The sequence below is a fragment of the Vibrio cyclitrophicus genome, assembly GCF_024347435.1.
Classification (GTDB): domain Bacteria; phylum Pseudomonadota; class Gammaproteobacteria; order Enterobacterales; family Vibrionaceae; genus Vibrio; species Vibrio cyclitrophicus.
This window is the reverse complement of sequence record NZ_AP025481.1, coordinates 875,753-898,247: the sequence shown is the minus strand read 5'-3', so window position 1 is coordinate 898,247 and position 22,495 is coordinate 875,753. Positions and strand designations below refer to the sequence as shown.

22 protein-coding genes are annotated in these 22,495 nt (G+C 42.6%); 12 read left to right on the top strand and 10 right to left on the bottom strand.

What is annotated here, in order from left to right; translation table 11 throughout:
* The first annotated feature begins 100 nt into the window (after nt 1-100).
* A complete protein-coding gene (locus tag OCW38_RS18975) occupies nt 101-1,564 on the top strand; it encodes a sensor domain-containing diguanylate cyclase (protein WP_010430229.1) in 1,464 nt (487 codons plus the stop codon).
* Nucleotides 1,565-1,676: 112 nt separating this feature from the next.
* Here OCW38_RS18975 and OCW38_RS18970 read toward each other — a convergent pair whose 3' ends face one another.
* On the bottom strand, nt 1,677-1,931 hold the full coding sequence (locus OCW38_RS18970) for a YgjV family protein (protein ID WP_010430226.1): 255 nt from the start codon (nt 1,929-1,931) through the stop codon (nt 1,677-1,679).
* Between the two features lie 268 nt (nt 1,932-2,199).
* On the opposite strand from OCW38_RS18970, the gene OCW38_RS18965 reads away from it, so the two are divergent.
* From OCW38_RS18965 to OCW38_RS18955, 3 genes are all read left to right on the top strand, one after another.
* Nucleotides 2,200-2,796: a DUF4136 domain-containing protein gene (locus tag OCW38_RS18965; RefSeq protein ID WP_010430224.1), complete on the top strand. Its 597-nt coding sequence runs from the start codon at nt 2,200-2,202 to the stop codon at nt 2,794-2,796.
* Nucleotides 2,797-2,968: 172 nt separating this feature from the next.
* Entirely contained in the window at nt 2,969-4,153 is a 1,185-nt protein-coding gene (locus tag OCW38_RS18960; protein ID WP_016785964.1) for a D-alanyl-D-alanine carboxypeptidase family protein, read from the top strand.
* A gap of 174 nt (nt 4,154-4,327) precedes the next feature.
* Entirely contained in the window at nt 4,328-4,621 is a 294-nt protein-coding gene (locus OCW38_RS18955; RefSeq protein ID WP_017076090.1) for a YkgJ family cysteine cluster protein, read from the top strand.
* A gap of 151 nt (nt 4,622-4,772) precedes the next feature.
* Here OCW38_RS18955 and OCW38_RS18950 read toward each other — a convergent pair whose 3' ends face one another.
* The 6 genes from OCW38_RS18950 to OCW38_RS18925 all read right to left on the bottom strand — a co-directional run bounded on the left by OCW38_RS18950 (nt 4,773) and on the right by OCW38_RS18925 (nt 10,448).
* The gene (locus OCW38_RS18950; RefSeq protein ID WP_010430211.1) at nt 4,773-6,449 is read right to left on the bottom strand and encodes an RluA family pseudouridine synthase; all 1,677 of its coding nucleotides are present in this window, start codon (nt 6,447-6,449) and stop codon (nt 4,773-4,775) included.
* A gap of 148 nt (nt 6,450-6,597) precedes the next feature.
* Nucleotides 6,598-7,218, bottom strand: coding sequence for a glutathione S-transferase family protein (locus tag OCW38_RS18945; protein ID WP_010430209.1), 621 nt, complete (start codon nt 7,216-7,218; stop codon nt 6,598-6,600).
* Between the two features lie 34 nt (nt 7,219-7,252).
* Nucleotides 7,253-8,284, bottom strand: a complete 1,032-nt coding sequence (locus tag OCW38_RS18940; protein WP_010430208.1) for an NADP-dependent oxidoreductase — start codon at nt 8,282-8,284, stop codon at nt 7,253-7,255.
* A gap of 180 nt (nt 8,285-8,464) precedes the next feature.
* On the bottom strand, nt 8,465-9,055 hold the full coding sequence (locus tag OCW38_RS18935; protein WP_010430206.1) for a TetR/AcrR family transcriptional regulator: 591 nt from the start codon (nt 9,053-9,055) through the stop codon (nt 8,465-8,467).
* Nucleotides 9,056-9,271: 216 nt separating this feature from the next.
* Entirely contained in the window at nt 9,272-9,745 is a 474-nt protein-coding gene (locus tag OCW38_RS18930; protein WP_016768133.1) for an FKBP-type peptidyl-prolyl cis-trans isomerase, read from the bottom strand.
* Between the two features lie 76 nt (nt 9,746-9,821).
* Nucleotides 9,822-10,448: a thioredoxin domain-containing protein gene (locus OCW38_RS18925; RefSeq protein WP_010430200.1), complete on the bottom strand. Its 627-nt coding sequence runs from the start codon at nt 10,446-10,448 to the stop codon at nt 9,822-9,824.
* Nucleotides 10,449-10,717: 269 nt separating this feature from the next.
* Here OCW38_RS18925 and OCW38_RS18920 point away from each other — a divergent pair, with 269 nt between their 5' ends.
* Entirely contained in the window at nt 10,718-11,353 is a 636-nt protein-coding gene (locus OCW38_RS18920) for an OmpA family protein (protein ID WP_016768131.1), read from the top strand.
* A gap of 122 nt (nt 11,354-11,475) precedes the next feature.
* Here the strand turns inward: OCW38_RS18920 and OCW38_RS18915 are convergent, their stop codons facing one another.
* Both OCW38_RS18915 and norR read right to left on the bottom strand, forming a co-directional pair.
* Entirely contained in the window at nt 11,476-11,835 is a 360-nt protein-coding gene (locus OCW38_RS18915) for a glutaredoxin family protein (RefSeq protein ID WP_010430193.1), read from the bottom strand.
* An 89-nt stretch (nt 11,836-11,924) separates the two neighbouring features.
* Entirely contained in the window at nt 11,925-13,517 is a 1,593-nt protein-coding gene (gene norR / locus OCW38_RS18910) for a nitric oxide reductase transcriptional regulator NorR (RefSeq protein WP_016796583.1), read from the bottom strand.
* Between the two features lie 370 nt (nt 13,518-13,887).
* Between norR and hmpA the strand changes: the two genes are divergently transcribed.
* The 7 genes from hmpA to OCW38_RS18875 all read left to right on the top strand — a co-directional run bounded on the left by hmpA (nt 13,888) and on the right by OCW38_RS18875 (nt 21,151).
* Entirely contained in the window at nt 13,888-15,084 is a 1,197-nt protein-coding gene (gene hmpA / locus OCW38_RS18905) for an NO-inducible flavohemoprotein (RefSeq protein WP_065099678.1), read from the top strand.
* Nucleotides 15,085-15,508: 424 nt separating this feature from the next.
* Nucleotides 15,509-16,522, top strand: coding sequence for a LacI family DNA-binding transcriptional regulator (locus tag OCW38_RS18900; protein ID WP_010430185.1), 1,014 nt, complete (start codon nt 15,509-15,511; stop codon nt 16,520-16,522).
* Nucleotides 16,523-16,545: 23 nt separating this feature from the next.
* Nucleotides 16,546-17,583: an ABC transporter substrate-binding protein gene (locus OCW38_RS18895; protein ID WP_010430183.1), complete on the top strand. Its 1,038-nt coding sequence runs from the start codon at nt 16,546-16,548 to the stop codon at nt 17,581-17,583.
* A 48-nt stretch (nt 17,584-17,631) separates the two neighbouring features.
* Nucleotides 17,632-18,444 carry an ABC transporter permease gene (locus OCW38_RS18890; protein ID WP_016789081.1) on the top strand — a complete coding sequence of 271 codons (813 nt, stop codon included), beginning with the start codon at nt 17,632-17,634 and terminating at the stop codon, nt 18,442-18,444.
* 2 nt (nt 18,445-18,446) lie between these two features.
* A complete protein-coding gene (locus tag OCW38_RS18885; protein WP_261895729.1) occupies nt 18,447-19,235 on the top strand; it encodes an ABC transporter permease in 789 nt (262 codons plus the stop codon).
* Nucleotides 19,236-19,248: 13 nt separating this feature from the next.
* Nucleotides 19,249-20,331, top strand: coding sequence for an ABC transporter ATP-binding protein (locus OCW38_RS18880; RefSeq protein ID WP_065099676.1), 1,083 nt, complete (start codon nt 19,249-19,251; stop codon nt 20,329-20,331).
* A 4-nt stretch (nt 20,332-20,335) separates the two neighbouring features.
* Entirely contained in the window at nt 20,336-21,151 is an 816-nt protein-coding gene (locus OCW38_RS18875; RefSeq protein ID WP_065612466.1) for a phosphodiesterase, read from the top strand.
* A gap of 142 nt (nt 21,152-21,293) precedes the next feature.
* Here OCW38_RS18875 and OCW38_RS18870 read toward each other — a convergent pair whose 3' ends face one another.
* Nucleotides 21,294-22,274 carry a TDT family transporter gene (locus tag OCW38_RS18870; RefSeq protein WP_022571033.1) on the bottom strand — a complete coding sequence of 327 codons (981 nt, stop codon included), beginning with the start codon at nt 22,272-22,274 and terminating at the stop codon, nt 21,294-21,296.
* Nucleotides 22,275-22,495: the final 221 nt, after the last annotated feature.

Below are 22,495 nucleotides of genomic sequence, written 5' to 3'. Positions count from 1 at the left end.
GCGACGTTCGTTCAGTAAAACTGACAAATATGATATAAAACAGTCTGCTTATATGGAAATTAGTAACGTTACCTAAAATTAGAAAATTATGGGGTAATCTTTGACAGTCAGACGTAAATACATTCTTAGTTTTTCAATTGTTCTGGCTGTTGTTTCTTTGATTCTTTCAGCTCTGCAATTTAACCGAACTAACGAATCACTATCAGAATCCAACCAATTTTTCTTTCGTACAATTGTGAACGCGAGTTACGATATTGTAGACACCACAGTTAACGAAGCAATAAAGACCTATCTAACGGGTGTGACCGACACGGTGACATCTCACATGCTGCTTGTCAGCCCTGAGCAACAAGTCCAAGAAGTAAAAAAAATTGCTAATGAATTGACCATCGGAGAGTCGGGTTACATTTATTTGATGTCACCACAAGGTATCCACCTATACCATCCATTCCTTGAAGGTAAAAGTCGTGCACATTTAACGCATATTCGACAGCAACTGAGCGTAGAGTCAGGAATGTCACAGTATTACCACGCCAATCCACACGAGGTAAACCCACGCGCGAAAGTGGCATACTCCGTTAGGCTACCTGGAGGTAATGTCTTAGTTGCAACGACTTATAAAGATGAGTTGATGTATTTGGTTGATCTTGAAGCGCTAAAAGACAAGCTAAGAAAATACTCTTACGGTGATAGTGGTTACGTTTATATTGTTGATTTAGAGGGTGAATTAGTTCTCCAACCTAGCTTTGAGCATGAGCAGTTAAAGGCGTTAATCAATTACTCTTCAGAGTTGCTTATTGATAAAGTAATGATTAATCCAGAGGGGCATTTCAGTTACTCAATATCTAGAGACAACGGTACAACCAGTAAGAATATTTTCTATAAGTTTTACCCGTATTTGAATTGGGTTATTTCAGCTGGTGTCCTGGAGCAAGAGCTAAACAAAAATCATAGGTTACTGCTTGTCAGCTTAATGGCACTTGTGGTCAGTTTGCTCAGTATTATCGCGGTTTTAGTGCTTTATTTACGCCATCGCCATTTACAGATCTTAAATGTCGCGAGCCTTGACTACCTGACAGGAATTCACAGCCGGGGCAGCTTTATTGAACAGGTAAAGCTAAAAATAACAGATTGTTCGCCTTACCCTTTGCAAGGTGTCGGGGTTATCCTGTTGGATATTGACTATTTTAAGTTGGTTAATGACCAATATGGGCATGCAGAAGGCGATAAAGTGATCTGCGCAGTTGCCCAAACCTTAAAGTATTTTGTAAATAATGAACGCCTGATTGCTCGATATGGCGGCGAAGAGTTTATTTTGGTGACCTTTGACTGCGATGAGCGTCAGTTATATGAACTGTCTGAAGCAATTAGACATAGCGTAGAGCAAACCCAAGGCTTGGTGTCGCCAGTGACGATCAGTGCCGGGTGTTGTTATGCTCAAGTGCTATTTCATATCGAAGGTACGATAGATAAAGCCGACCAAGCACTTTATCAAGCGAAGGAGAGCGGTCGTAATAATTGTCAGGTATATCGAGAAAACGAATACCGCATCGCGTATTCATGAAGCTTTAGAGAACGAAAGACATAAAAAAGCCCAAACTGTGCTTCTGCCTTTTTTAGTACGAGAAGAACGGTTTGGGCTTTTTCAGAATTACTTGAAAGTGTTAGTCGCTAATCTAAGCTTTCGCTGCTTTCATCGCTTCCGTTTTTTTTTCCTTTTGCATTTTTGCAAGGAAGTAGATGTTTACACAAGCGATGAAGCCATTGGTTGCAACAACCGGCCATGCATCAATCATAACGCCGTATGCTGTAAAGAGAGTACAGCCAATAAAGTTAAGGACACGCAGACGAACGATGTCTTTCATTGTTAATGAAATTGCGACCATAATAGACGCAGCGTAACCTAAAATTTCAACCATATTGAATTCCATTGTTTGACCCTCTTAAATTTGCCGATACTTTGTCGGTACCAATTCTTCTCTTCATGAGATGATTGAGGAAGCTCCGTGCCTCGAATGGTCTGGTTATGTTTAACGGGGTAGACTATACCAAGTCCTTTTTTGTGATTAAACCCCCAAAACTGGCAGAAGTGAAGGTTAGCGATTACGCAAACGTTTAATGCACTATCTCTTAATATAATTACTGTTTATGTTGGAGCTTGAATTGATATTTACTCTTATATAGGTAAGGAAGCCACGAATGATAAAACGATCTATTTGTGCAATAAAGGGCATAAAGAAAGCAGCATTGTTGGCTTTGATTACAATTGGGCTTGTAGCTTGTACAACGCAAGAAATACCACCCACTCATAGCTATGGTGTGGTCACGAGTGGAGACTTCGATTTCATGAAACATGGTGTCGTAACGTACTCATGGCATCCTGAATCAGAGAAAGTCTACCTGTCTAAGAAATACGACAAGACGATGGTTACCGACCTAGTACGTGATGTAATTCGAGATCAATTAGCAGCGAAAGGCTATCAGTTGAGGCAAGATGGCGGTGTTGGCGACGTTGTTGTCGGTTTTGGTTTAGCTGAGGAGTCAGTACTTAATGACGACTCTATTTTCAATGCTATTAAGCTCTCAACGGGGGTACCATTTTATGACGGCGATGGAAAACTAGCAGAGAAAGGATCTCTCTATGTTGTCTTTTTCGTCCCTAACTCTGAAGTTGTACAATGGCAGGCGTTGGCTCAATCTGGAATTCAATCTGACTTAGAGCTAAATGAAAGTAAACAGCGTATAACAGGCTTTATTGAGATGCTATTTAGACACATGCCACAACGTTCAAACTAAACATTAAATACATTCACTGAGTCAATATTACTTGTTTAAAAAATGGACAGATCGCAGATTATACTTTTTTATTTGTAACTAAAGGTACATTTGCGTAAAGCAACGTAAAGTTCGCGCTTCTTTTGCTAGCATTTGTCTATACTGGTCAAAACGTTAACTTAGGTTTGATTCAATGAAACTGTTTTCCAAATACTCTCTTCCTCTATTAAGTATATTCATTGTAAGTAACGCAGCGATGGTTAGTAATGCAGCTGTGGCAGCACCTTCTATAGTACCAAGCCCACCTAGTTTAGGTGCAAAAGGGTATGTGTTAATTGATTTTAATTCTGGTGATGTGCTGGTAGAAAAAAATGCGCACACTAAGTTAAATCCAGCGAGCTTGACCAAACTGATGACCAGTTATGTGGCTGGACAAGAGATGAAACGAGGTAACATCTCTGCTGACGATCAAGTACGAATCAGCGAAAACGCGTGGGCGAAGAACTTCCCGGACTCTTCAAAAATGTTCATTGAAGTGAACACCGATGTCGCAATGATGGACTTATACCGTGGTTTGATTATTCAATCGGGCAACGATGCTAGTGTTGCAATCGCAGAACATGTAGCAGGTTCACAAGACGCTTTTGTTGATCTAATGAACTCTTGGGCTACGTCTTTAAAGCTAGAAAATACCCACTTTGCTAATGCACATGGTTTAGACGCAGACGATCTTTACTCAACGCCTTACGATATCGCGCTTTTAGGCCGCGCTATTATACGGGATCTGCCAGATGTGTATGGCTTATATAGCGAGCGCTCGTTCAGTTATAACGGCATTACACAGCATAACCGGAATGGTTTGCTTCGTGATAGAAGCTTAACTGTTGATGGCATGAAAACGGGCTATACGTCTGGTGCTGGCTATAGTTTAGCAAGTTCTGCTACGCAAGGTGAGATGAGACTGATCGCTGTCGTGATGGGCGCATCAAGTGTTAAGAGTCGTGAGTCAGACAGCAAACAGTTATTGAGCTATGGCTTTCGTTTCTTCGACACGCTAAATCCGCATAAAGGTGGCGATCAAGTTGCTGAAGAGAAAGTGTGGTTTGGTGAGCAAGACACATTGAAGCTAGGTGTTGCAGAAGATACATTTATTACTTTGCCTAAGTCAGACAGTAAAAAACTGACTGCATCTATCGAGCTCAACTCTGAACTGAAAGCTCCAATTACAAAAGGCCAAACCTTGGGTGTAGTTCATTACACCGTTGATGGTGAAGATGTGCAAACTCAACCGTTGATCGCACTTGAAGCGGTTGAACAAGGCGGTATCTTCAAGCGAATTATGGATTACATTAAGCTGTTTTTTGCGGGTTTGTTCTAGGTAGAACAAATGGCAATCCGTTCGTGATGAAAGCTGAAATGTTTTGGGTGTTGTGAGTGAATCACAGGGCCCATTGTTGTTTACACACCGATGAAAGCACCGTCTTCGCTATCTTTATTAGCCGTGGCGGTCGGTTTCGATTACTATACGCAAAATTTAGCAATGTAGTCACTTATGACCATAGAGATAAAGAACGTAACTGAACCCGAAGTCACATGTGCCAATTGTCAGGCATGCTGTTGTCGCTTAGAGGTTATGATTATCACAGATACGGGCGTTCCTGAAGAGCATATTGCTTATGACGAATGGGGCGGTGAAACCATGCTGAGATTAGACGATGGCTGGTGTTCTGCAGTAGATAGAGAAACTCTGATGTGCACTATTTACGAAAATAGGCCTTGGATCTGTCGCGAATTCGAAATGGGCTCATACGAATGTGTGGAGCAACGCACAGATGTGATGGGCTAGACGCCTACAGTGTTAAAGTTAGCCGTGCAAGCACGTTACTAAGCTGCGATAAGCACATTAAAAAATCAAATTTCAGGGTTTTATATCTTAAGCAGATGTAGAACCCTGAATTGTTTTAACGGCACAAAGGGTAAGAGTAACAATTGGTCATCTAGAATTCTGACGGTACTTCAAACTCCATCCATTCTCCGGTTGTTGGGTGAATCAACTTTAGGTAGCCAGCGTGTAAGTGTAAGCGCTCGCGTTTGTATCCGTATAAGTCATCACCGCGAATCGGTAAACCAAGGCCTAATGGATGAGCACAATGCACCCGAAGCTGATGGGTACGCCCTGTCTTGGGGTATAGGTGAACCTTAGTTTTACCATTGTTGCTACTGACCGCTTCCCAATAGGTTTCTGCATTTCGGCCATGCTTATGGCAAACCAGCTGTCTTGGTCTGTCTGTAATGTCACCACGCAACGGCAGGCTGATATCGCCAGATTTACCGTCTATTTCACCCTCTAAAAGAGCTGTGTATCGTTTCACTACGGTTCTATCGATAAATTGCTTCTGGATGTGTTTATTGGATTCGGCTGTAAGCGCCAAAATTAATAAGCCAGAGGTCGACATGTCCAGTCTATGGATGATCAAAGGGCCTGTCGCATTTGGGTAACGCGCCTTGATGCGTGTATAAATTGAGTCTTCGATAAACTTGCCAGGAACCGAGAGAAATTCGTCAGGTTTATTTACCACCACGATCTCTTTGTCTTCATAAACAATATCGAAAGATTTGCCGATTGCAGGGTTAACGATCAAAGGGTTATCTTCCAATTCAATACCGATAAGTTGATGGTCTAGAATCTCGAAGCTTTTGCTTTGGCAAACAGGGTATAGATTACCGTGTTGGCGAATTTGAGATTTTGGTGGTTGCCCCCACCAAAACTCAGACAACGCCAAAGGTTTTAGACCGCATTCAAACGCAAAGTTGAGCAACTTAGGTAGACAACAATCTCCCGAGCCCTCAAGAGCATCTTTACCGTCTAATAATTCTAGCAAGCTCTTGGATTGCTTGGCTTGATTGATAAAGTGATAGTGCGATAAACGTTGAGTTTCCAATTGTGCCGAGATGACTTGGTAACCTTGCTTACGATTTTTCAGTTCACTTTCTATCGCATCAACTTGCGATTGTCGTTCTGCAATCTTCTGTTTCCATTCTATACGAAGTCCTTTTAAGTCTCGCTTTTCTTGGCTACTTTGGTTACCTAATTGCTTGAGTAGGTTCGATGCTAACTCTTGATTCCCTAATGCCTTTTCGTGATTGGCTTGCTCTCTGAGTTCGTTGCGCTGAGCTTTATTTGCGGCCATGGCTAACTGAAAGGACTCGATAGCTTGTGCTGATTCGACTTTTAACTCTTCAAGCTCTACCAATAATGTGTCCAGGTTGTGCGACTGTTGTAGCTTCTTAATGTCATTCTCTAGTTGCAACTGCAGAGCGAGGTTTGCACTATTTTGAGATTGAAACTTTTCTGAATCGAAGGCTGGTGGAACAAAGTTAATGTTGTTTAACTGATAGATCAAAGCCGGATCTAACTGCAAGCCTGAAAACGCAGAAAGGTAGCCCAACTCTTGCGTGGTTGGATTCTGAACAAGCAGCACTGCGTAGAGATTACCTTGCGAGGTTTCATTGACACCACAGTCCGTAAGCGACTGTTGAAGCTGCAGCATAGCTAATTCACACGTAGGGTGCGGGGTATAGTAATACGGAAACGTAAAGCGAGTCGGTAGCGCTAAATCTACATTCGAATTTACTAGGTGCAGAGGTGTGTATTGAGTGAGGTTTGCTGACATTAAGATCAAACTCTATGGCTGTTCAGTTAGAGTTCGATATTGTGGTCGAAATGAAGACAAATGAGAAGCCAAAGCCGAAGATAAATCGGCTTTGGCTTCATTAGTTTTTGTGTTTACCCTAAGGAGGCATACAATGAGTTAAACTCGATCAGTTCGAGTGTTCTAACTCCACTTGTTCTGCTTTTTGGTAAGCTGGGTGGCTAGTTAAAAGCTCACCGTATTTAGCGATATTCGGGTAGAGCGCCGTTGCTCCAAAGTTCCCTACGATTTCAACGATGAACGACATCATGAAATCAGCACCAGTGAGTGTTTCTGCAACTAGGTAGGTTTTACCTTCCAGTGCATTATTCACATAGGTTAGGATTTTTTGGCTTTCAGCATCTGCGTAACCGCTTAGGAAGTTGGTCTCGGCGCCGTCTTTCATCACAAAGATCTTAAGTAACATTGGTAAAATGCCTGAGCTTTCAGCGAAGTGAAGCCACTGCGAGTATTCTACGTATTCTGCTGTACCGCGTATTGGTGCGAACTTACCCTGGCCGTATTTGTCGATTAGGTATTCGGTGATAGCGCCAGATTCAGTGATCACGACGCCATCGTCTTCAATGACTGGAGATTTACCCAACGGATGAACTGACTTCAATTCTGGTGGTGCTAGAAACGTGACACTGTCTCGTTGGTATGGTTTGATTTGGTAATCAACACCAAGCTCTTCCAATAACCAGATGATACGCTTCGAACGTGATTTGTTTAGGTGATGTAAAGTAATCATTATTCTGCCTATTTTGCTGCTTCAGCTGATTGAGTTATTTAGGTTCGTTCGTTTTGATAACAAGCTTGCCGAAGTTCTGACCTTCTAATAAGCCCATGAAAGCTTGTGGTGCTTCGTCTAAGCCTTCAATTAGGTGTTCACGGTACTGCATTTTTCCTTGTGACAACCATTCTGTCATTTGTACGGCGAACTCGTTGTAACGATGCGCGTAGTCATCAAAGATAATGAAGCCTTGCATCTTAATACGCTTAACCAGTAGGGTACCAACAAGACTAGACATGCGATCTGGGCCTTCAGGAAGCGAAGTCGCGTTGTATTGAGAAATAAGACCACAAACAGGAATACGAGCACCGGTGTTAAGTAATGGCATTACTGCATCGAAAACTTTGCCGCCTACGTTTTCAAAATATACATCGATCCCGTTGTCACACGCTTTAGCCAACTGATCAGCGAAGTCGTCGGCTTTGTGGTCGATACATTCATCAAAGCCAAGAACCTCTTTAGCGTACTGACACTTCTCTTGACCACCAGCAACACCGACAACACGACAGCCTTTTAGCTTACCGATTTGTCCAACGGTTGCGCCTACTGGACCCGTTGCTGCAGCTACAACCAGCGTATCGCCTTTCTTCGGTTGGCCAATATCTAATAAACCCATGTAAGCCGTAAAACCAGGCATGCCCATGATGCCAAGCGCGTAAGAAGGGTGCGTTGGCTCTTTACCTAGTTTGATTAGGCCTTCACCGTTAGAAACCCCGAGATCTTGCCAACCGGTATAAGCCAATACCCATTCGCCGATTTCAAAATCGCTGTTATTCGACTCTTCAACCTGACACACGGTTGCACCGACCATCACGTCGTCAATTGCAACTGGATCAGCGTAAGATTTAGCGTCGCTCATTCGGCCACGCATGTATGGGTCTAGAGAAAGGTACACTGAGCGAAGTAACATTTCGCCATCTTTAATTGCTGGTGCGGCTACTGTCTCTAAACGAAAGTTTTCTTGAGTAGGTGCGCCAACTGGGCGAGAAGCCAATACGATGCGGCGATTGTCTTGTTGAGTCATTGGATGTCCTTAATTTTGATTATGTTCATTTAGAATTAGACCAGTCGTCTAGTCTTGTCGTCTAAAAATCCCGCCATCACCAAATTGATAAGAGGGCGGGTAATTTTTTATCAATAGCGATTAATACTGTGTATTTTTGTGTGATAACACACCTAGTGACCTGCATTTAGGTCTCAGTATTTAGTCGTTACCTTGTAAAACTTGCTTGGTCAGTCTCAGTGCCGATTCTAAGCTATGTGAGCTTTGACTTAACTTGCTTAGCAAACTTGCACCCAACCACATCGAGTAAAGGTTTTGAGCGGCATCTTGGCTGTTATTAACTTTAATAGAGCCGTCTTCAACACCACCAACAACGCAATTCTCAATCGTATGGGTGACTTTTCCAGCTCCTTTATGTAGAGCTTGGCGCATAGGATCAGAAAGATCAGACACTTCTGCACTGAGTTTAACCACTAAGCACTTATGAGCGTTGCAGGTACCATTTTCAATTTTTGTCCACAGCGAAAAGTAACTGATGATTCGTTGAAAATGATTACCTTCGCCATGCACTAAGATCGATTCAATTTTAGTTATGTAATTTTCAAAATAGTGTTGAATCAATGCTTCGCCAAACTGCTCTTTCGATTTAAAGTAGTGGTAAAACGAACCTTTCGGAACATCCGCTTCTTTGAGCAATTGCGATAAACCAACGCCATTAAAGCCGTTGTTCACTATTAATTGATATCCCACATTCAAAATATGCAGGCGAGTATCGTTCGTTTTTTCGTTCATGGACGTTACTATAATTTAAATTAGACCAGTCGTCTAGTGGTTGGTTTTTTCTGCATTGTGAAATCTTCATAACGTCTAAGGTAGCGTGCTCTTGAAGATTTTAACTTGTCGATTCAAGCGTGCACTAAACGGTAAGCGGATAAATACAAAAAAGCCCCGACATATCTAGCATGTTGGGGCTTAAATCAATGAGATTGTTGCTTGATTACTATTCGGTTATTTAATGGCAATTAGCTCAACATCAAAAATTAAAGTCGATGAAGGTGGGATAGGACCTGAGCCGCCTTTCCCGTAAGCTAATTTACTCGGGATAAATAGACGAACTTTTTGACCTTCAACCATGTAAGTCAAACCTTCTTGCCAACCTTTGATTACTTGCTTAAGAGCAAATGAAATAGGCTCGCCACGCTCAACAGAACTGTCGAAGACAGTGCCATCTATAAGTGTTCCGTGGTAATGAACCGTTACTTTACTGTTCTTAGTTGGATGCTCAGTACCAGTGCCTTCTTCAAGTACAAGATATTGAAGACCGCTTTCAGTTGTAACCACACCGTCTTTGGCGCCGTTTTCGATGAGGAACTGTTGACCTTGCTTGATATTTTCTTCGCCAGATTTATGGTTCATCCAAGTGCGGTAGATCATGAAGCCAGCCAAAATAAAGACAATGACCGGGATGATAAATTTAGACATAGTAAAACCTATTTATAGTTAATGCTGAGTTTCGTAGTTAATGCAGAGGGTGTTAATTAATTGACTACCGCTGTGACTATGGTTGAGTCAAAAGGAAGTTAATCGTTTTTGCGATCCCAGTAACATCTTGGTGACCGGCAGTCAGTACTTGATATTTGCCGTTGATGATAAACGTTGGTACTGAGTTGATTTGACCTTTTACTGAGACTTCTTCTGCTTTCTTAACGTATTCAAAAAGCGCAACCTGTTGCTCTTTATTCAGCTGGTATGGACTAACCAAACCACGAGAAGTAAATGCTGTTTCTAAAGCTTGTTGGCGTTGTTCAGGAGTCGCATCTGCACCCATTTGAACCGCACCGAATAGCTCATCCATGAAAGCGTGGTCAGGCGTTGCGTCAAGCTGCATTACCGCTGTGTAGTAGATCATCGCGCTGATTTGAGCACTTTCGTTGAAAGTCACATGAACTTTGCCAATCTTTTGGTCTGTCAGTGATTCAATCTCTGGAATTGCACTTTCCATTTGACGGCAATGACCACAATTAAGAGAGAAGATTTCAGTGATCGGAGATAAGTTAAATTCAGTCAGAGCCGCTGGAAGTGCTTCGTATTGAACACCTTGTTGTGGCTCATCTGTTTCACTACAGCCCGCGATAACAAGCACGGCAGCGAGTGCTGTAATGAATTTAGTAAGTGGTTTAAACATAATGTTTGCTCTAGCGTTGAGAAGTCGTGAGATTCTAACTATTTAGTAAGAATTGGAAAACAATTATAAGGTAAATAAATGCAAACAGTTCGAACTAGCGGGTGATGACAGGCTAGTTGACGGTTAACTGTGATCAAAAGCACTTTTTTTGGATGTGTTTTTTTCGTCTAAAGTTTTTGTCTAAAGTTTTTTTCTTGGTGCCGATATAGACATTAGTGAATGGTTTATCTGCATGAATGGTTGGTGAAGTAATGAGATATTTAGCGATAATGTTAAGCATAGCTTTGGCAGGGTGTGAAACGACGTTACCAACGGGTATGTTAGGTGGCGATCTGCTAGAAACCGCGCCACAAACTGATTACGACTTGATGCATCCTGAATGGGGTGTGGTTCAAACGACATCTTTAGCGAGTAATCGTGGTTATGCGATCCAAAACAACGCTCGTCAACAAACCACTATCACAACCAACTATGGTCGCGGCGTATCAACCAATGATCCGCTAGAAGTTTTCCTTAGACAAAACCGTATCGATTTTGAAGTTCTGCCGGGTAACCATGTGATGGTAAAGCTTGAACAGCATGTGAACTTTAAAACAGGCTCAGCATTTCCTGAACCTGCTTACAACCAATGGTTAGACACATTAGGTAGCTACCTTTCTCAACGCCAAGATATCGATGTTGTGATTGAAGGGCACACCGATAACACGGGCACAGATCGAATCAATGATCCTCTGTCAGAGCAGCGCGCAAAAGAAGTGAAAGCTCGATTGGAAAGTCACTACGTTTCAAGCCGCTCAATCTATACCCGTGGTTTTGGCGAGTATGTACCAGCATGTACTAATGCTTCAGCACAAGGCAAAGCGTGTAACCGCCGTGTCGAGTTAATGCTGATTGTGGCAAAGTAACCTTTTGAGCTGCCGCTACTCAATTGGTTTGATTTGTCTCGACTAGGCTTAAATAACAGAAATAAAAAATCCTTCACATTCGAGGGATTTTTTTGTATCTGACTTTCGCTATGCTTGTGAGCTTATGCGAATTGTTTTTCTAAGTAAGAGACGATGTCTGAAGACTCGTACATCCACTCAGTTTTGCCGTCTTTCTCAATACGTAGGCAAGGTACTTTCACTCGACCGCCGCCAGCTTCTAGCTCTGCACGGTGTTGTTCATTGTTTTTTGCATCGCGAAGTTCAAACTGAACCGATTGACGTTTCATCGCGCGGCGCACTTTTACGCAAAATGGGCACGCTTCGAACTGGTATAACGTGTGCGTTTTTGCTTGCTCATTCACTTTGCTTTGCTCTTCTTGAGAACGTTTCACACCACGAGGGCTGAAAACAAAATTCAATAGCAAGATGACACGACCTAAAAACCAACGGATAAACTTCATAACTCTCTCTACATATTTAAAATTAGCGTTACAATTTGCAGCATTATATACACAAGTTTTGTCAGATGCTCGCAACAAACCGCTAATATCTATTTTGTCCGTTCGATCGTGTGAGACTTAGCCACATTTAACCCTAAACGCTTAGAAAGCCGAGTCAGATTTGCTCGGTCTGTTTTCAGAACTCGTCCTGCTTGTGCCCAGTTAAAGTTGGCATCTTCCAACACCTCGGTAATGATGCTGCGTTGAAAATCATCCGTTGCACCACGTAGCCCTGCAGAAAGATCGATCGTTGGCGTTGATAACGGTGTGTTCTTCGTTTGTGTAGTCGCAATAGGTTGATCTTGGTCGAGAGGACCACAATCCTCTTTGGTGATTGTCACCAAGTTTTTATTGGTACTACGTGCTAACGCTTTCAATGCTGAACGACTGATCACGTGCTCAAGTTCACGCACGTTACCCGGCCAACCATAACGGTTTAGGAATACCAGAACATCAGAACGGAACTTAACTTGGTTGATACCAAGCTTACGACGCGCTTGTTCTAGGAAAAAACCCGCTAGCAAGCTGATGTCGTCACCACGCTCTTTCAGTGCAGGCACCGCGATAGGGTACACACTCAGGCGGTGGTACAAATCAGCTCTGAATCGACCGTCTTCAACTTCTAGCTTTAGATCTCGGTTAGTTGCTGCCAATACTCGTACATCAATGGTCTGAATGTTGTCTTGGCCAACCGGTTGGATTTCGTTGTTTTGTAGAGCACGCAGTAGTTTACTTTGCGCGGCTAAAGGCAATTCGCCAATCTCATCAAGGAACAGTGTGCCACCATCGGCTAAAGCAAATTTACCTAAGCGGTTTTTGTCTGCACCAGTGAACGCACCACGAACGTGACCAAACAATTCACTCTCAACCAAATTTTCAGGAATAGCAGCACAGTTTACGTAGACCAGCGGGTTGCGTTTACGCTGTGATTGGTGGTGTAGCGTACGAGCTACTAGTTCTTTACCAACCCCCGTGTCACCGTGAATCAAGATATTAAACTCAGACGGTGCAACAACTGCGATGTCGTTCTTAAGCGCGACCATGGTGTCACTGTTACCAATTAACTCGCCGCCATCACGTTCCCATGACTCGACATTCAACTCTTCCAGTAACTGTTTTGACTGTTTCGCTTGATGTTCAAGTTGCGAGAAGGTTAGTGCCATTTGCATGGATGACGCCGCAATAGCAGCCAGTACTTCGAGGTTGCGAGCAGGGATGTTAGCGAAGACATCAGGTTTTAGGCTGTCTAGAGTTAGAACCCCTAATAACTTGTCGCCAAATAGCAAAGGTAGGCCCATGCAAGCGTGCATTGGCAGATCGCCATCATGGTCTATCAGCAGACCATCGAAAGGATCGGGTAGGGAACTGTCGGCATCGAAACGAACAGGAGAGCGAGACGCGCAGATTTCTTCAAAACGCGGGTGTTCTGAAATGATAAAGCGACGACCGAATGTATCTCGACTAAGCCCTTGCATTGCAATAGGGACTAAAGTGTCGCCTTGAAGGCTTAAAAGCGCGACACAATCACACGTTATGGTTTTACGAATGGCATCGATAAGGCGATTAAAACGATCTTGATCGTTCACACCACTCGCGAGGCCAATGGTCATTTCCATGAGGGTAGATGCGGAGATATCTTGCATAAAAAACTCTAACTGTGTGTGTTTATCTACATAATAGAGTCTTATAGACTTAAAAAAAAGGTCTTTTTGACATTTTTATAAGATGAATTTTGAGAATGAAACCAGTAATGACGGGGATTGATAAACTTGGCACTGATTGTGCAATGACAGTCGTGGAATACGTATTATAACGCTGATTGAAAAGACTATTCTTGATCTCAATCAATCAGGCTGCATTAATCAGGTTCCTCGATTTTTTGAAACAAAAGTGAGTCAAAATAACTCGGTTTCTAAAAATAACTAACGTTTCAGAAAATCGATAAGTCATTCTTAAATTTTCAGTAGTCAAAATGACATATAGGTCATAAGGCTCAGTGTTCGGAGTAAATTCATGCTTAACAATGCACATATCGAAATCATCAAATCTACTATTCCTCTACTTGAGAGTGCAGGCCCTGCTTTAACTCAGCATTTTTATCAGCGTATGTTCACGCATAACCCTGAGTTGAAAGATATCTTCAATATGACTCACCAAAGAACAGGTCGCCAAGGCGTAGCACTGTTTGAAGCTATCGCGGCTTATGCAAAGAACATTGAAAACCTAGCAGCGCTTACAACAGCGGTTGAACGCATTGCTCAGAAGCACACCAGTTTTAACATTCAACCAGAGCATTACCAAATTGTTGGTTTACACCTGATTGAAACATTACGTGAATTAGCTGCTGACGCATTTACTCCAGAAGTTGAAGAAGCATGGACAGCCGCTTACCTATTCTTAGCGCAAGTATTCATCGATCGTGAAGCTGAACTTTACTTGCAGCGTAAGCAAGCTGTAGGTGGCTGGGAAGCAGCACGTGCGTTTGTGATTGCAGATAAGATTGAAGAATCAGCACTTGTAACAAGCTTTATCCTTCAGCCAAAAGATGGCGGTGAAGTTTTAGACTACACACCAGGTCAATACATCGGTATCGAAGTGAAACCTGAAGGTTCTCAATACAGCGAGATTCGTCAATACTCACTGTCTGATAAGCCAAACGGAAAATACTACCGTATCTCTGTGAAGCGTGAAGGCCAAGGTCAAGAAACGCAAGGTGTGGTGTCCAACCACCTACACGACACGGTTGCTGTTGGTGATGAAGTTAGCCTTTACGCGCCAGCTGGTGACTTCATTTATCAAGAACGCAGCAAACCGGTAACGCTTATCTCTGCAGGTGTTGGTGTTACGCCAATGCAGTCCATGCTTGAGTTCTTAAACACTAAAGAGAAAAACGAGCCAGTACTCTACCTTCACGCTTGTGAGAATGTAGATCAGCACTCGTTCACTACTCGCGTAAAAGACATTGTTGCCGACAAAGGTTGGGAAGCGAAAACGTGGTACATGAACAAAGACGAGTTTGCATGTGAAAACACACATCAAGGTCAAATGGATCTAGCATCTATCTCTGACACTAAAGGCTTTGAAGAGAGCGATTTCTACATCTGTGGCCCTGTTGGCTTCATGAAGAATATCGTAGAACAGTTAGATGCACTTAAAGTAGACCGCTCTCGCGTCCACTACGAAGTTTTTGGCCCTCACGCTAACTTCTAATCGTTCTCGCCTGATCTACTAACACTCGCCTGAACTATTAACACCTTGCCTATTCAAAGGCCTCACATTGTGAGGCCTTTTTTACATGTATGTACTTTTCTTATTTTACATTTTCTGTATCGCTAAATTACGCCGTCCACTTAGCTTAAATCCCCCCGTTAAAAAAGCGGTCGTTAATCGAACGCCTATTTCCGACCCTGTTATAACCTCTCACATAAATATATTTCTCTCTCAGGGATAACTAGAAAACTTGCATTATCGTATGAAACGAATTTATTTCATTTGATAACGTGGTTCTATATGTTCTGAACGTGTAATTAACGTTTGCTAAAAGTGTTAATTTTGCTGATTTCATTAATAAAACTGTCATACCCTTCATCTAGTCTTTCGTTCGTCAACTTACGGCACAGGTTAAGGAAAGAGATTGAACATCAAGGATGTGGCAGATCTTGCGGGAGTTTCTCCAGCAACGGTATCTCGATTTGTTAATCGACCACAATCAGTGGCTTTGACGACAGCTAACAAGATTAAGCGAGTGATTGAGACGACAGGATATCGAATTGAGAGAAAGTCACAGGCGCTTGAGCTCAACAAAAATCCGACGATTGGTGTACTGATTCCGAGTCTCCTTAACCCTGTCTTTTCAGAAGTTGTTGCGGGTATTCAGGAACGGGCGAGACATTTTGGTTACTCAACTTTAGTTTTAGACACCCAGTATGACAATGAACAAGAGCAACAAGCTGCGGTTGATTTTATTCGTCAAAGGGTTGAAGGAGTGATCTTGACGATAGCTAACGCTTCGGATAATGCGGCTCTCGAATTACTGCGGAGCTTTAAGTTTCCTTACTGTTTGTTGCACAACCAATCTACTGAAAATGAGCCTTGCGTTTACGTTGATAACTATCAAGCAGGTAAGGACGTCGCAAAGAAAGTTTTTGAATATGGGCATACAGAGATAGGGATGATTACTGGTCACTTTGCTTCATCCGACCGTGCGAAAAAACGATATGAGGGGTTTAAGCAAGGCCTACGTGAGAGCGGTGTCGAATTGAGCCAGCTTCTTGAAGTAGACCAAAACAAGCTTATCCCATTCACTGATTCTGAGATGACGCTATTCAATGGGGATTTTGCCCCTACAGCGTGGTTCTGCAGCAATGATTTACTGGCGCTTAAAACAATGAACGCACTTAGGAGTATAGGTAGACGAATCCCGCAAGATGTTTCGGTCGTGGGCTTCGATGGTATGGGGCTTGGGCAGTTGGTTTGTCCTAGCTTGGCGACGGTTGCTATCCCACATTTCGATATGGGGAAAATGGCTGTCGATATTTTGTTTAATGCGAAAGTAGGCTCAATCGCCCAGCGTGAATTTTCGCTGAAATATGAACTACAAATGAAGGGATCGCTTGGTGCGGTTCCGGTAACCACCCAATTTAGTTAACGGACGATTTGTTGGAGAACGCAATGGCACAACATCATTTATTACAAGCTGGAAAGTCATCAAAAATGAGAAAACTAACTAGCTTACTCATTGGCTTTGCTGGCGTCGCTTTTCAGGCTCAGGCATCCAATGCTATTTGTTACAACTGTCCACCAGAATGGGCGAACTGGGGTGGGCAACTTCAGTTGATCAATAAAGAGCTAGGAATACGAGTTCCTATGGACAACAAGAACTCAGGTCAGTCCTTATCCCAACTGGTTGCGGAAAAGAATAGCCCAGTTGCTGACGTGGTTTATTACGGTGTTTCTTTCGGTATTAATGCGACAGAGCAAGGTGTTGTAAGCGCTTATAAACCAAAGAATTGGGACCAGATACCCGAAGGCATGAAAGACCCACAAGGACATTGGTTTGCCATTCATTCCGGTACTATTGGATTTTTTGTAAACGTAGACGCACTTGATGGTGCTGACGTACCGACAAGTTGGGAAGACCTTTTAAAACCTGAATATCGTGGGATGGTGGGATACTTAGACCCAACGAGTGCCTTTGTTGGCTACGCGAGTGCGGTCGCAGTGAATGAAGCCATGGGAGGGAGTATTGATAATTTTGCCCCTGCAATCGAGTATTTCAAGAAGTTGGCGAATAACCGCCCAATAGTTCCTAGACAAACCTCTTACGCTCGTGTGATTTCTGGAGAGATTCCAATCTTAATCGATTATGACTTCAATGCGTATCGTGCCAAATACAATGACTTTACTAATGCTGCCTTTGTTATTCCTAAGGAAGGCTCAATTGCTGTTCCTTATGTAATGAGTAAAGTGAAGAATGCTCCGAATTCAGAGAATGCTCAGAAGATTTTAGACTTTGTCTTGTCAGATAAAGGTCAACGATTATGGGCAGAAGCCTACTTACGCCCAGTAATTGATGGTGTGATGAGCGAAGAGGCGCAAAGTAAGTTCCTCCCAGCTTCTGAGTACGAACGAGTAGGCTCTGTTGATTTCGCAAAAATGTCTGAAAATCAATCTACATTTGCGGATATGTATATTCGAGAAGTGAACTAATAGCCTATTAAAATGTTGGATGGCGGGGTTACACCCGCCAATATCTCTATGAAAAATGATCATATTTCCTTATTTCTGATTTTGCCAGCCATCACCGTTAGCTGTGCATTTTTTCTATTGCCAGTCGTGCAGTTAATCAAGGTTTCGCTAATAGATGGCGGTGCTATAAGTTACTGGCATATTTTAACTAGACCTATCTATTTAAAAAGTTTGATTTCGACAGTTGGACTGTCTGTTTTAGTAACTCTGGTTAGTTTAGCGATAGCGACCATCTCAGGATTGTTTTTAACTCGCTATGACTTTAAAGGTAAGCAGGTCTTGGTTGCAATGCTGAGCTTCCCATTGGCTTTCCCTGGTGTTGTTATTGGTTTTTTTGTCATCATGCTTTCAGGGCGGCAGGGGCTTTTCGCTCAGCTTGGCTTGATGCTGACGGGTGAACGTTGGATGTTTGCTTATACGATGGCAGGGCTGTTTTTGGGTTATTTATATTTTTCTATTCCACGGGTTGTATTGACCGTAATGGGAACGGCGGAAAAGCTCGATCACAATCTACTTGAAGCCGGTCGATCCCTAGGTGCAAATCGTTGGCAGATCTTTAAAGACGTGACGCTTCCGGCGCTAACCCCTGGCCTAATCTCTTCGGGTTCGATTTGTTTTGCTACATCTATGGGTGCATTTGGTACCGCGTTTACGTTGGCGACTAATATCAACGTTCTTCCTATGACGATATATACCGAATTTACGCTCAATGCCAATTTCGCAATGGCAGCTGCACTGAGTTTGATTCTCGGCCTAGTGACTTGGTTTTGTTTGGCGTTTGCTAAGCGTCATGGCAACGCATCTGCAGCGATGGGGGGATAATAATGAAAAAAGATAAATACTTTTACATGCAGCTGTTTTTCACATTGACGGTATGTGCATTCTTAATTGTGCCAGTGTTTATGTCGGTAGTTGCTGGTCTCACAAATAACTATTTTGTTGGTGTTAAAAGTGGGTTTACCTTTCGTTGGGTTGAACAAGTATGGGCACTGTATTCAGATACGATTTGGTTAACCCTACAAATAGCCATTGCAACCACGTTAATCAATGTTGTCATAGGTGTACCGTGTGCTTACGTACTTGCGAAAAGTAAAAGTCGATGGGCTTCTATTTTTGACGAGCTACTTACACTCCCCATTGCAATTCCGGGAATGGCTATTTCGTTAGGTTTGATTCTAGCGTATGGAGGGTTTACTGACTTCCGATCAAGTTGGATGTTTATTCTCGTTGGTCATGTGATTTTCACACTGCCTTTCATGGTTAAGTCTGTTCTATCAATTTTGCAGAGTATTAACTTCCGTGTTCTTGAGGAAGGAGCGGCAAGTCTTGGAGCGACTTTTTGGCAGCGATTTTTTGATGTGATTGTACCCAACTGCAAGGCTGGTATTGTCGCTGGTATGTTGATGACACTCACTTTGTCTATTGGCGGGTTTAACCTGACGTGGATGCTACACACACCATTGACGAAAACGCTGCCTGTTGGACTTGCTGATTCATATGCTTCTATGCGACTTGAGATAAGTTCAGCGTACACACTTATTTTCCTTTGTTTAATTCTCCCTCTATTGGTCTTGGCTCAAGCATTGAACAAGAAACCAGTGATAAATAATTAAGATAAAAATTAATATGTTAGAGAAAAAAAATGGCGTGGAAATTTCGCTAAATAATATTACGAAGACATTCCCAGATGGAACCTTGGCGTTAAAGCCGACAAATCTCAAAATTGAGGCGGGCGAAATCTTAGTTTTGCTGGGCCCATCAGGATGCGGAAAGACAACTACATTGCGTATGATTGCAGGCCTAGAGTTTGCGGATGAAAATGGCGGCACGATTGTGTTTGGTGATCATGATGTTACGTGTTTACCAATCGAACAACGTAAAGTTGGGATGGTGTTTCAGTCTTATGCTCTATTCCCGAATATGAATGTTAGCGAAAACATTGCTTATGGACTTAAGGTTCGTGGAGTCGCTCCGTCTGAGATAACCAGAAAACTAAAAGAAATGCTTAACATGTTCGACTTAGAAAAGTATGCAAGTCGAAATGTCCATCAGCTTTCAGGAGGCCAGCGTCAGCGCGTCGCTTTAGCAAGAGCAATTATCACTGAACCAGATGTTCTTTTACTTGATGAACCGTTATCTGCATTAGATGCTCTGCTGAAACAAAGGTTACGTGGTGATATCCGAAATCTCTTAAAAAAACTCGGCATTACAGCGGTATATGTCACTCATGATCAAGAAGAGGCAATGGCTATGGGGGATCGCATTGCGGTTTTAGACCATGGAGAAATTGCGCAAATTGGTTCAGCAAAAGATATCTATTTGAAGCCAGTTAACAACTTTGTTGCCGATTTTATTGGTCAAATGAACCGACTCGAAGGGAGTGTGGGTGATGGACAACTGATGTTGGATACAGGCAAACAGATTACTTTGTCTGATCAAGTGCTCTCACAGGTCTCTACTAATAAAGAAATCAGTGTAATGTTAAGGCCTGAAGATATTTTACTAACGCAAGTAACTGATGAAAACAGCGCACTAACTGCAACGGTTATTAGTACTGTATTTCTTGGCGACCGCACGCGCGTAACGTTGTCGGGCTTACAGAAAAACAGAACTCTGATGGTTGATTGTTTTGCTCGAGTTGATTATCAAATTGGTCAAGTTGTCATTATCTCGTTCGCCCCTGAGCGGCTAATTCTTTTAAAGAAGTAATACTATGTTAATTGCACAACTGACAGACCTGCACATCAAGCAGGGGGGCAAGCCGGCCTATAAGAAAGTTGATACGTTGAAATGTTTATATGATGCCGTAAACCATATCAACGACTTACGCCCGAGACCTGATTGTGTTGTGGTGACGGGAGACTTGGGTGATTTCGGAGTGCTTGAAGAGTATCAATTGATTAATAAGGCTCTCGCAGAGTTTGAAATGCCATTGCATGTTATTCCTGGAAATCATGATGATAGGCATAATTTACGTGATGGGTTATCGAATCTTGTATCCTTTGATCATCCGCAATATTGCAATTTTGTGGCCGAGAAAGATGAATTGATATTAGTAGGACTGGACTCATCTGTAATTGGCAAGCCATATGGTTATTTAACAACAGAAACACTGGAGTGGCTTGATTCTGTTTTGACTAAAAATTCAACTAAGCCATCGATGTTATTTATCCATCATCCCCCTATGGAAGTTGGCCTTAATCACATGGATGTCCAGAATTTGCAAAACAGTGATGAATTATATGATGTCCTTAAAAGATATGGCAATGTGACTGGTATCTGCGCAGGTCATCTACATCGACCGATTACTGCCGTTTGGAATTCAATTCCAGTTTGGGTTGGGCCATCTCACAGTCATTCAGTGACACTCGATTTAGATCCGAACGCATGTTCGTCATTTTCGTTGGAACCAAAAGCGATTCAATTGCTAACGGTAAAAGGTCGGACAGTCGTTTCTCATATCAGTTACATTGATGATAGCGATGGACCTTACCCATTCTTTGACGAAGAGGGTGCATTGATCGATTAATAAGGTAAACAGGTTATTGACGTTATTGGTTGGAGCATAACATCTAACACCAACTAGCCAATAGCCAGCATATAAGTTTCTCATGTGCTTACGGTGCGAGTATCCGTGGTGATACGCGCTCCGTATTTTACTTGGTTTAGCTTTAAAGGCGCTTGATCTTCTTAGACATATATTCAGCATCAAAAAACTCTGGCCAGTACATTTTCACGTAACCACCTGCAACCCAAATCACTAAGATGGTTGCGATGGTCAGTTCAAAGAAACCGAATTTATGCAGCCAATACCATTGTGGATATTCAGCGCCGAAAAACGTAGTTAGGCGGTGCATAGCTATCGCGCTGATAACGGAAGGGAAGGTGACGGCAGCAATCGAAGGCTGGAACTTTAGGCGCATTAATCGGATGTAGCATAAGTAAATGAGTAAAGTCATCGTGATAGCAATGCCTGCCAACGCGCCAGTAAGAATCGGGTCTGGATTGTCGAAATTTACCAAGTAAGCGGCTAAAGACAGGTTCACCGGAGCCGCCATAATGGCCAGTGTTGGCCTTGCTCGCCGGGGTAGATTTCCTTCGAATACTAAGCGGTACAATACCACTGGCAGCATAAGAAAATAGATGCCAATACAAGTGGCTGCAAGTGTTTCTGAAAAGACGGTGTGTCCAAATTGTGTGCCCGCTAACGAACTGCTTATCAAGCCCACCGGATACAGAAACCAACTTGGTACAATGTTCGACATTTTGAAATTGATGATCTGGAAACTAAAGAACAATACCATCATTGTAAAGTGCAACAACAACGCGCAGAACCAGACGGGGTAAGCAATGACTGCAGAGATCTCGGCTAAATAATCACACAGGATAAGAAGCGCCATGCTCATTGGTGCCATCAAACTACCACTTAAGGGATGGCGTATATCATTTAAGAAAGTGTTTAAACTCGTTAGGTAACGAAATAAAACGGGCAGCAATAATAGTGCGCCAAATGAAGCTAGGTAAGGGCGAATGATTTCACCAATGCCTGGGACATATAAAGCCCATGCTTGTCCTAGTCCAATTACTCCAAGTGCTAAAGACGCCTGAGATGGCGGCACATTTTTTACCTGGGTTAATCTTCTCCAGTTCAACGACTTGCTCCAACTTAATAATTTATAGAATGTGAGGTGTTTATAGTATTTGAGTGAATTATCGAATGTCTGTTCTAGCTAGAACGTTCAGTTATGCCATCAATAGATGTTAAGAGCACTCAAATAATTTTGAGTGGATGATAGCAAGTTTAACGTTTGCTTTTTTGATTTTGATGCGGAATCGGGACATTAAGCACGGGGAAAGTGTGCTTTATTTCTTG

What these genes read in the sequence shown, in the direction of transcription:
- OCW38_RS18970 (WP_010430226.1), bottom strand. Translation starts at nt 1,931, where the DNA reads ATGGAATTCAATATGGTTGAAATTTTAGGTTACGCTGCGTCTATTATG.
- OCW38_RS18965 (WP_010430224.1), top strand. Translation starts at nt 2,200, where the DNA reads ATGATAAAACGATCTATTTGTGCAATAAAGGGCATAAAGAAAGCAGCA.
- OCW38_RS18960 (WP_016785964.1), top strand. Translation starts at nt 2,969, where the DNA reads ATGAAACTGTTTTCCAAATACTCTCTTCCTCTATTAAGTATATTCATT.
- OCW38_RS18955 (WP_017076090.1), top strand. Translation starts at nt 4,328, where the DNA reads ATGACCATAGAGATAAAGAACGTAACTGAACCCGAAGTCACATGTGCC.
- OCW38_RS18950 (WP_010430211.1), bottom strand. Translation starts at nt 6,449, where the DNA reads ATGTCAGCAAACCTCACTCAATACACACCTCTGCACCTAGTAAATTCG.
- OCW38_RS18945 (WP_010430209.1), bottom strand. Translation starts at nt 7,218, where the DNA reads ATGATTACTTTACATCACCTAAACAAATCACGTTCGAAGCGTATCATC.
- OCW38_RS18940 (WP_010430208.1), bottom strand. Translation starts at nt 8,284, where the DNA reads ATGACTCAACAAGACAATCGCCGCATCGTATTGGCTTCTCGCCCAGTT.
- OCW38_RS18935 (WP_010430206.1), bottom strand. Translation starts at nt 9,055, where the DNA reads ATGAACGAAAAAACGAACGATACTCGCCTGCATATTTTGAATGTGGGA.
- OCW38_RS18930 (WP_016768133.1), bottom strand. Translation starts at nt 9,745, where the DNA reads ATGTCTAAATTTATCATCCCGGTCATTGTCTTTATTTTGGCTGGCTTC.
- OCW38_RS18925 (WP_010430200.1), bottom strand. Translation starts at nt 10,448, where the DNA reads ATGTTTAAACCACTTACTAAATTCATTACAGCACTCGCTGCCGTGCTT.
- OCW38_RS18920 (WP_016768131.1), top strand. Translation starts at nt 10,718, where the DNA reads ATGTTAAGCATAGCTTTGGCAGGGTGTGAAACGACGTTACCAACGGGT.
- OCW38_RS18915 (WP_010430193.1), bottom strand. Translation starts at nt 11,835, where the DNA reads ATGAAGTTTATCCGTTGGTTTTTAGGTCGTGTCATCTTGCTATTGAAT.
- norR (WP_016796583.1), bottom strand. Translation starts at nt 13,517, where the DNA reads ATGCAAGATATCTCCGCATCTACCCTCATGGAAATGACCATTGGCCTC.
- hmpA (WP_065099678.1), top strand. Translation starts at nt 13,888, where the DNA reads ATGCTTAACAATGCACATATCGAAATCATCAAATCTACTATTCCTCTA.
- OCW38_RS18895 (WP_010430183.1), top strand. Translation starts at nt 16,546, where the DNA reads ATGGCACAACATCATTTATTACAAGCTGGAAAGTCATCAAAAATGAGA.
- OCW38_RS18890 (WP_016789081.1), top strand. Translation starts at nt 17,632, where the DNA reads ATGAAAAATGATCATATTTCCTTATTTCTGATTTTGCCAGCCATCACC.
- OCW38_RS18885 (WP_261895729.1), top strand. Translation starts at nt 18,447, where the DNA reads ATGAAAAAAGATAAATACTTTTACATGCAGCTGTTTTTCACATTGACG.
- OCW38_RS18880 (WP_065099676.1), top strand. Translation starts at nt 19,249, where the DNA reads ATGTTAGAGAAAAAAAATGGCGTGGAAATTTCGCTAAATAATATTACG.
- OCW38_RS18875 (WP_065612466.1), top strand. Translation starts at nt 20,336, where the DNA reads ATGTTAATTGCACAACTGACAGACCTGCACATCAAGCAGGGGGGCAAG.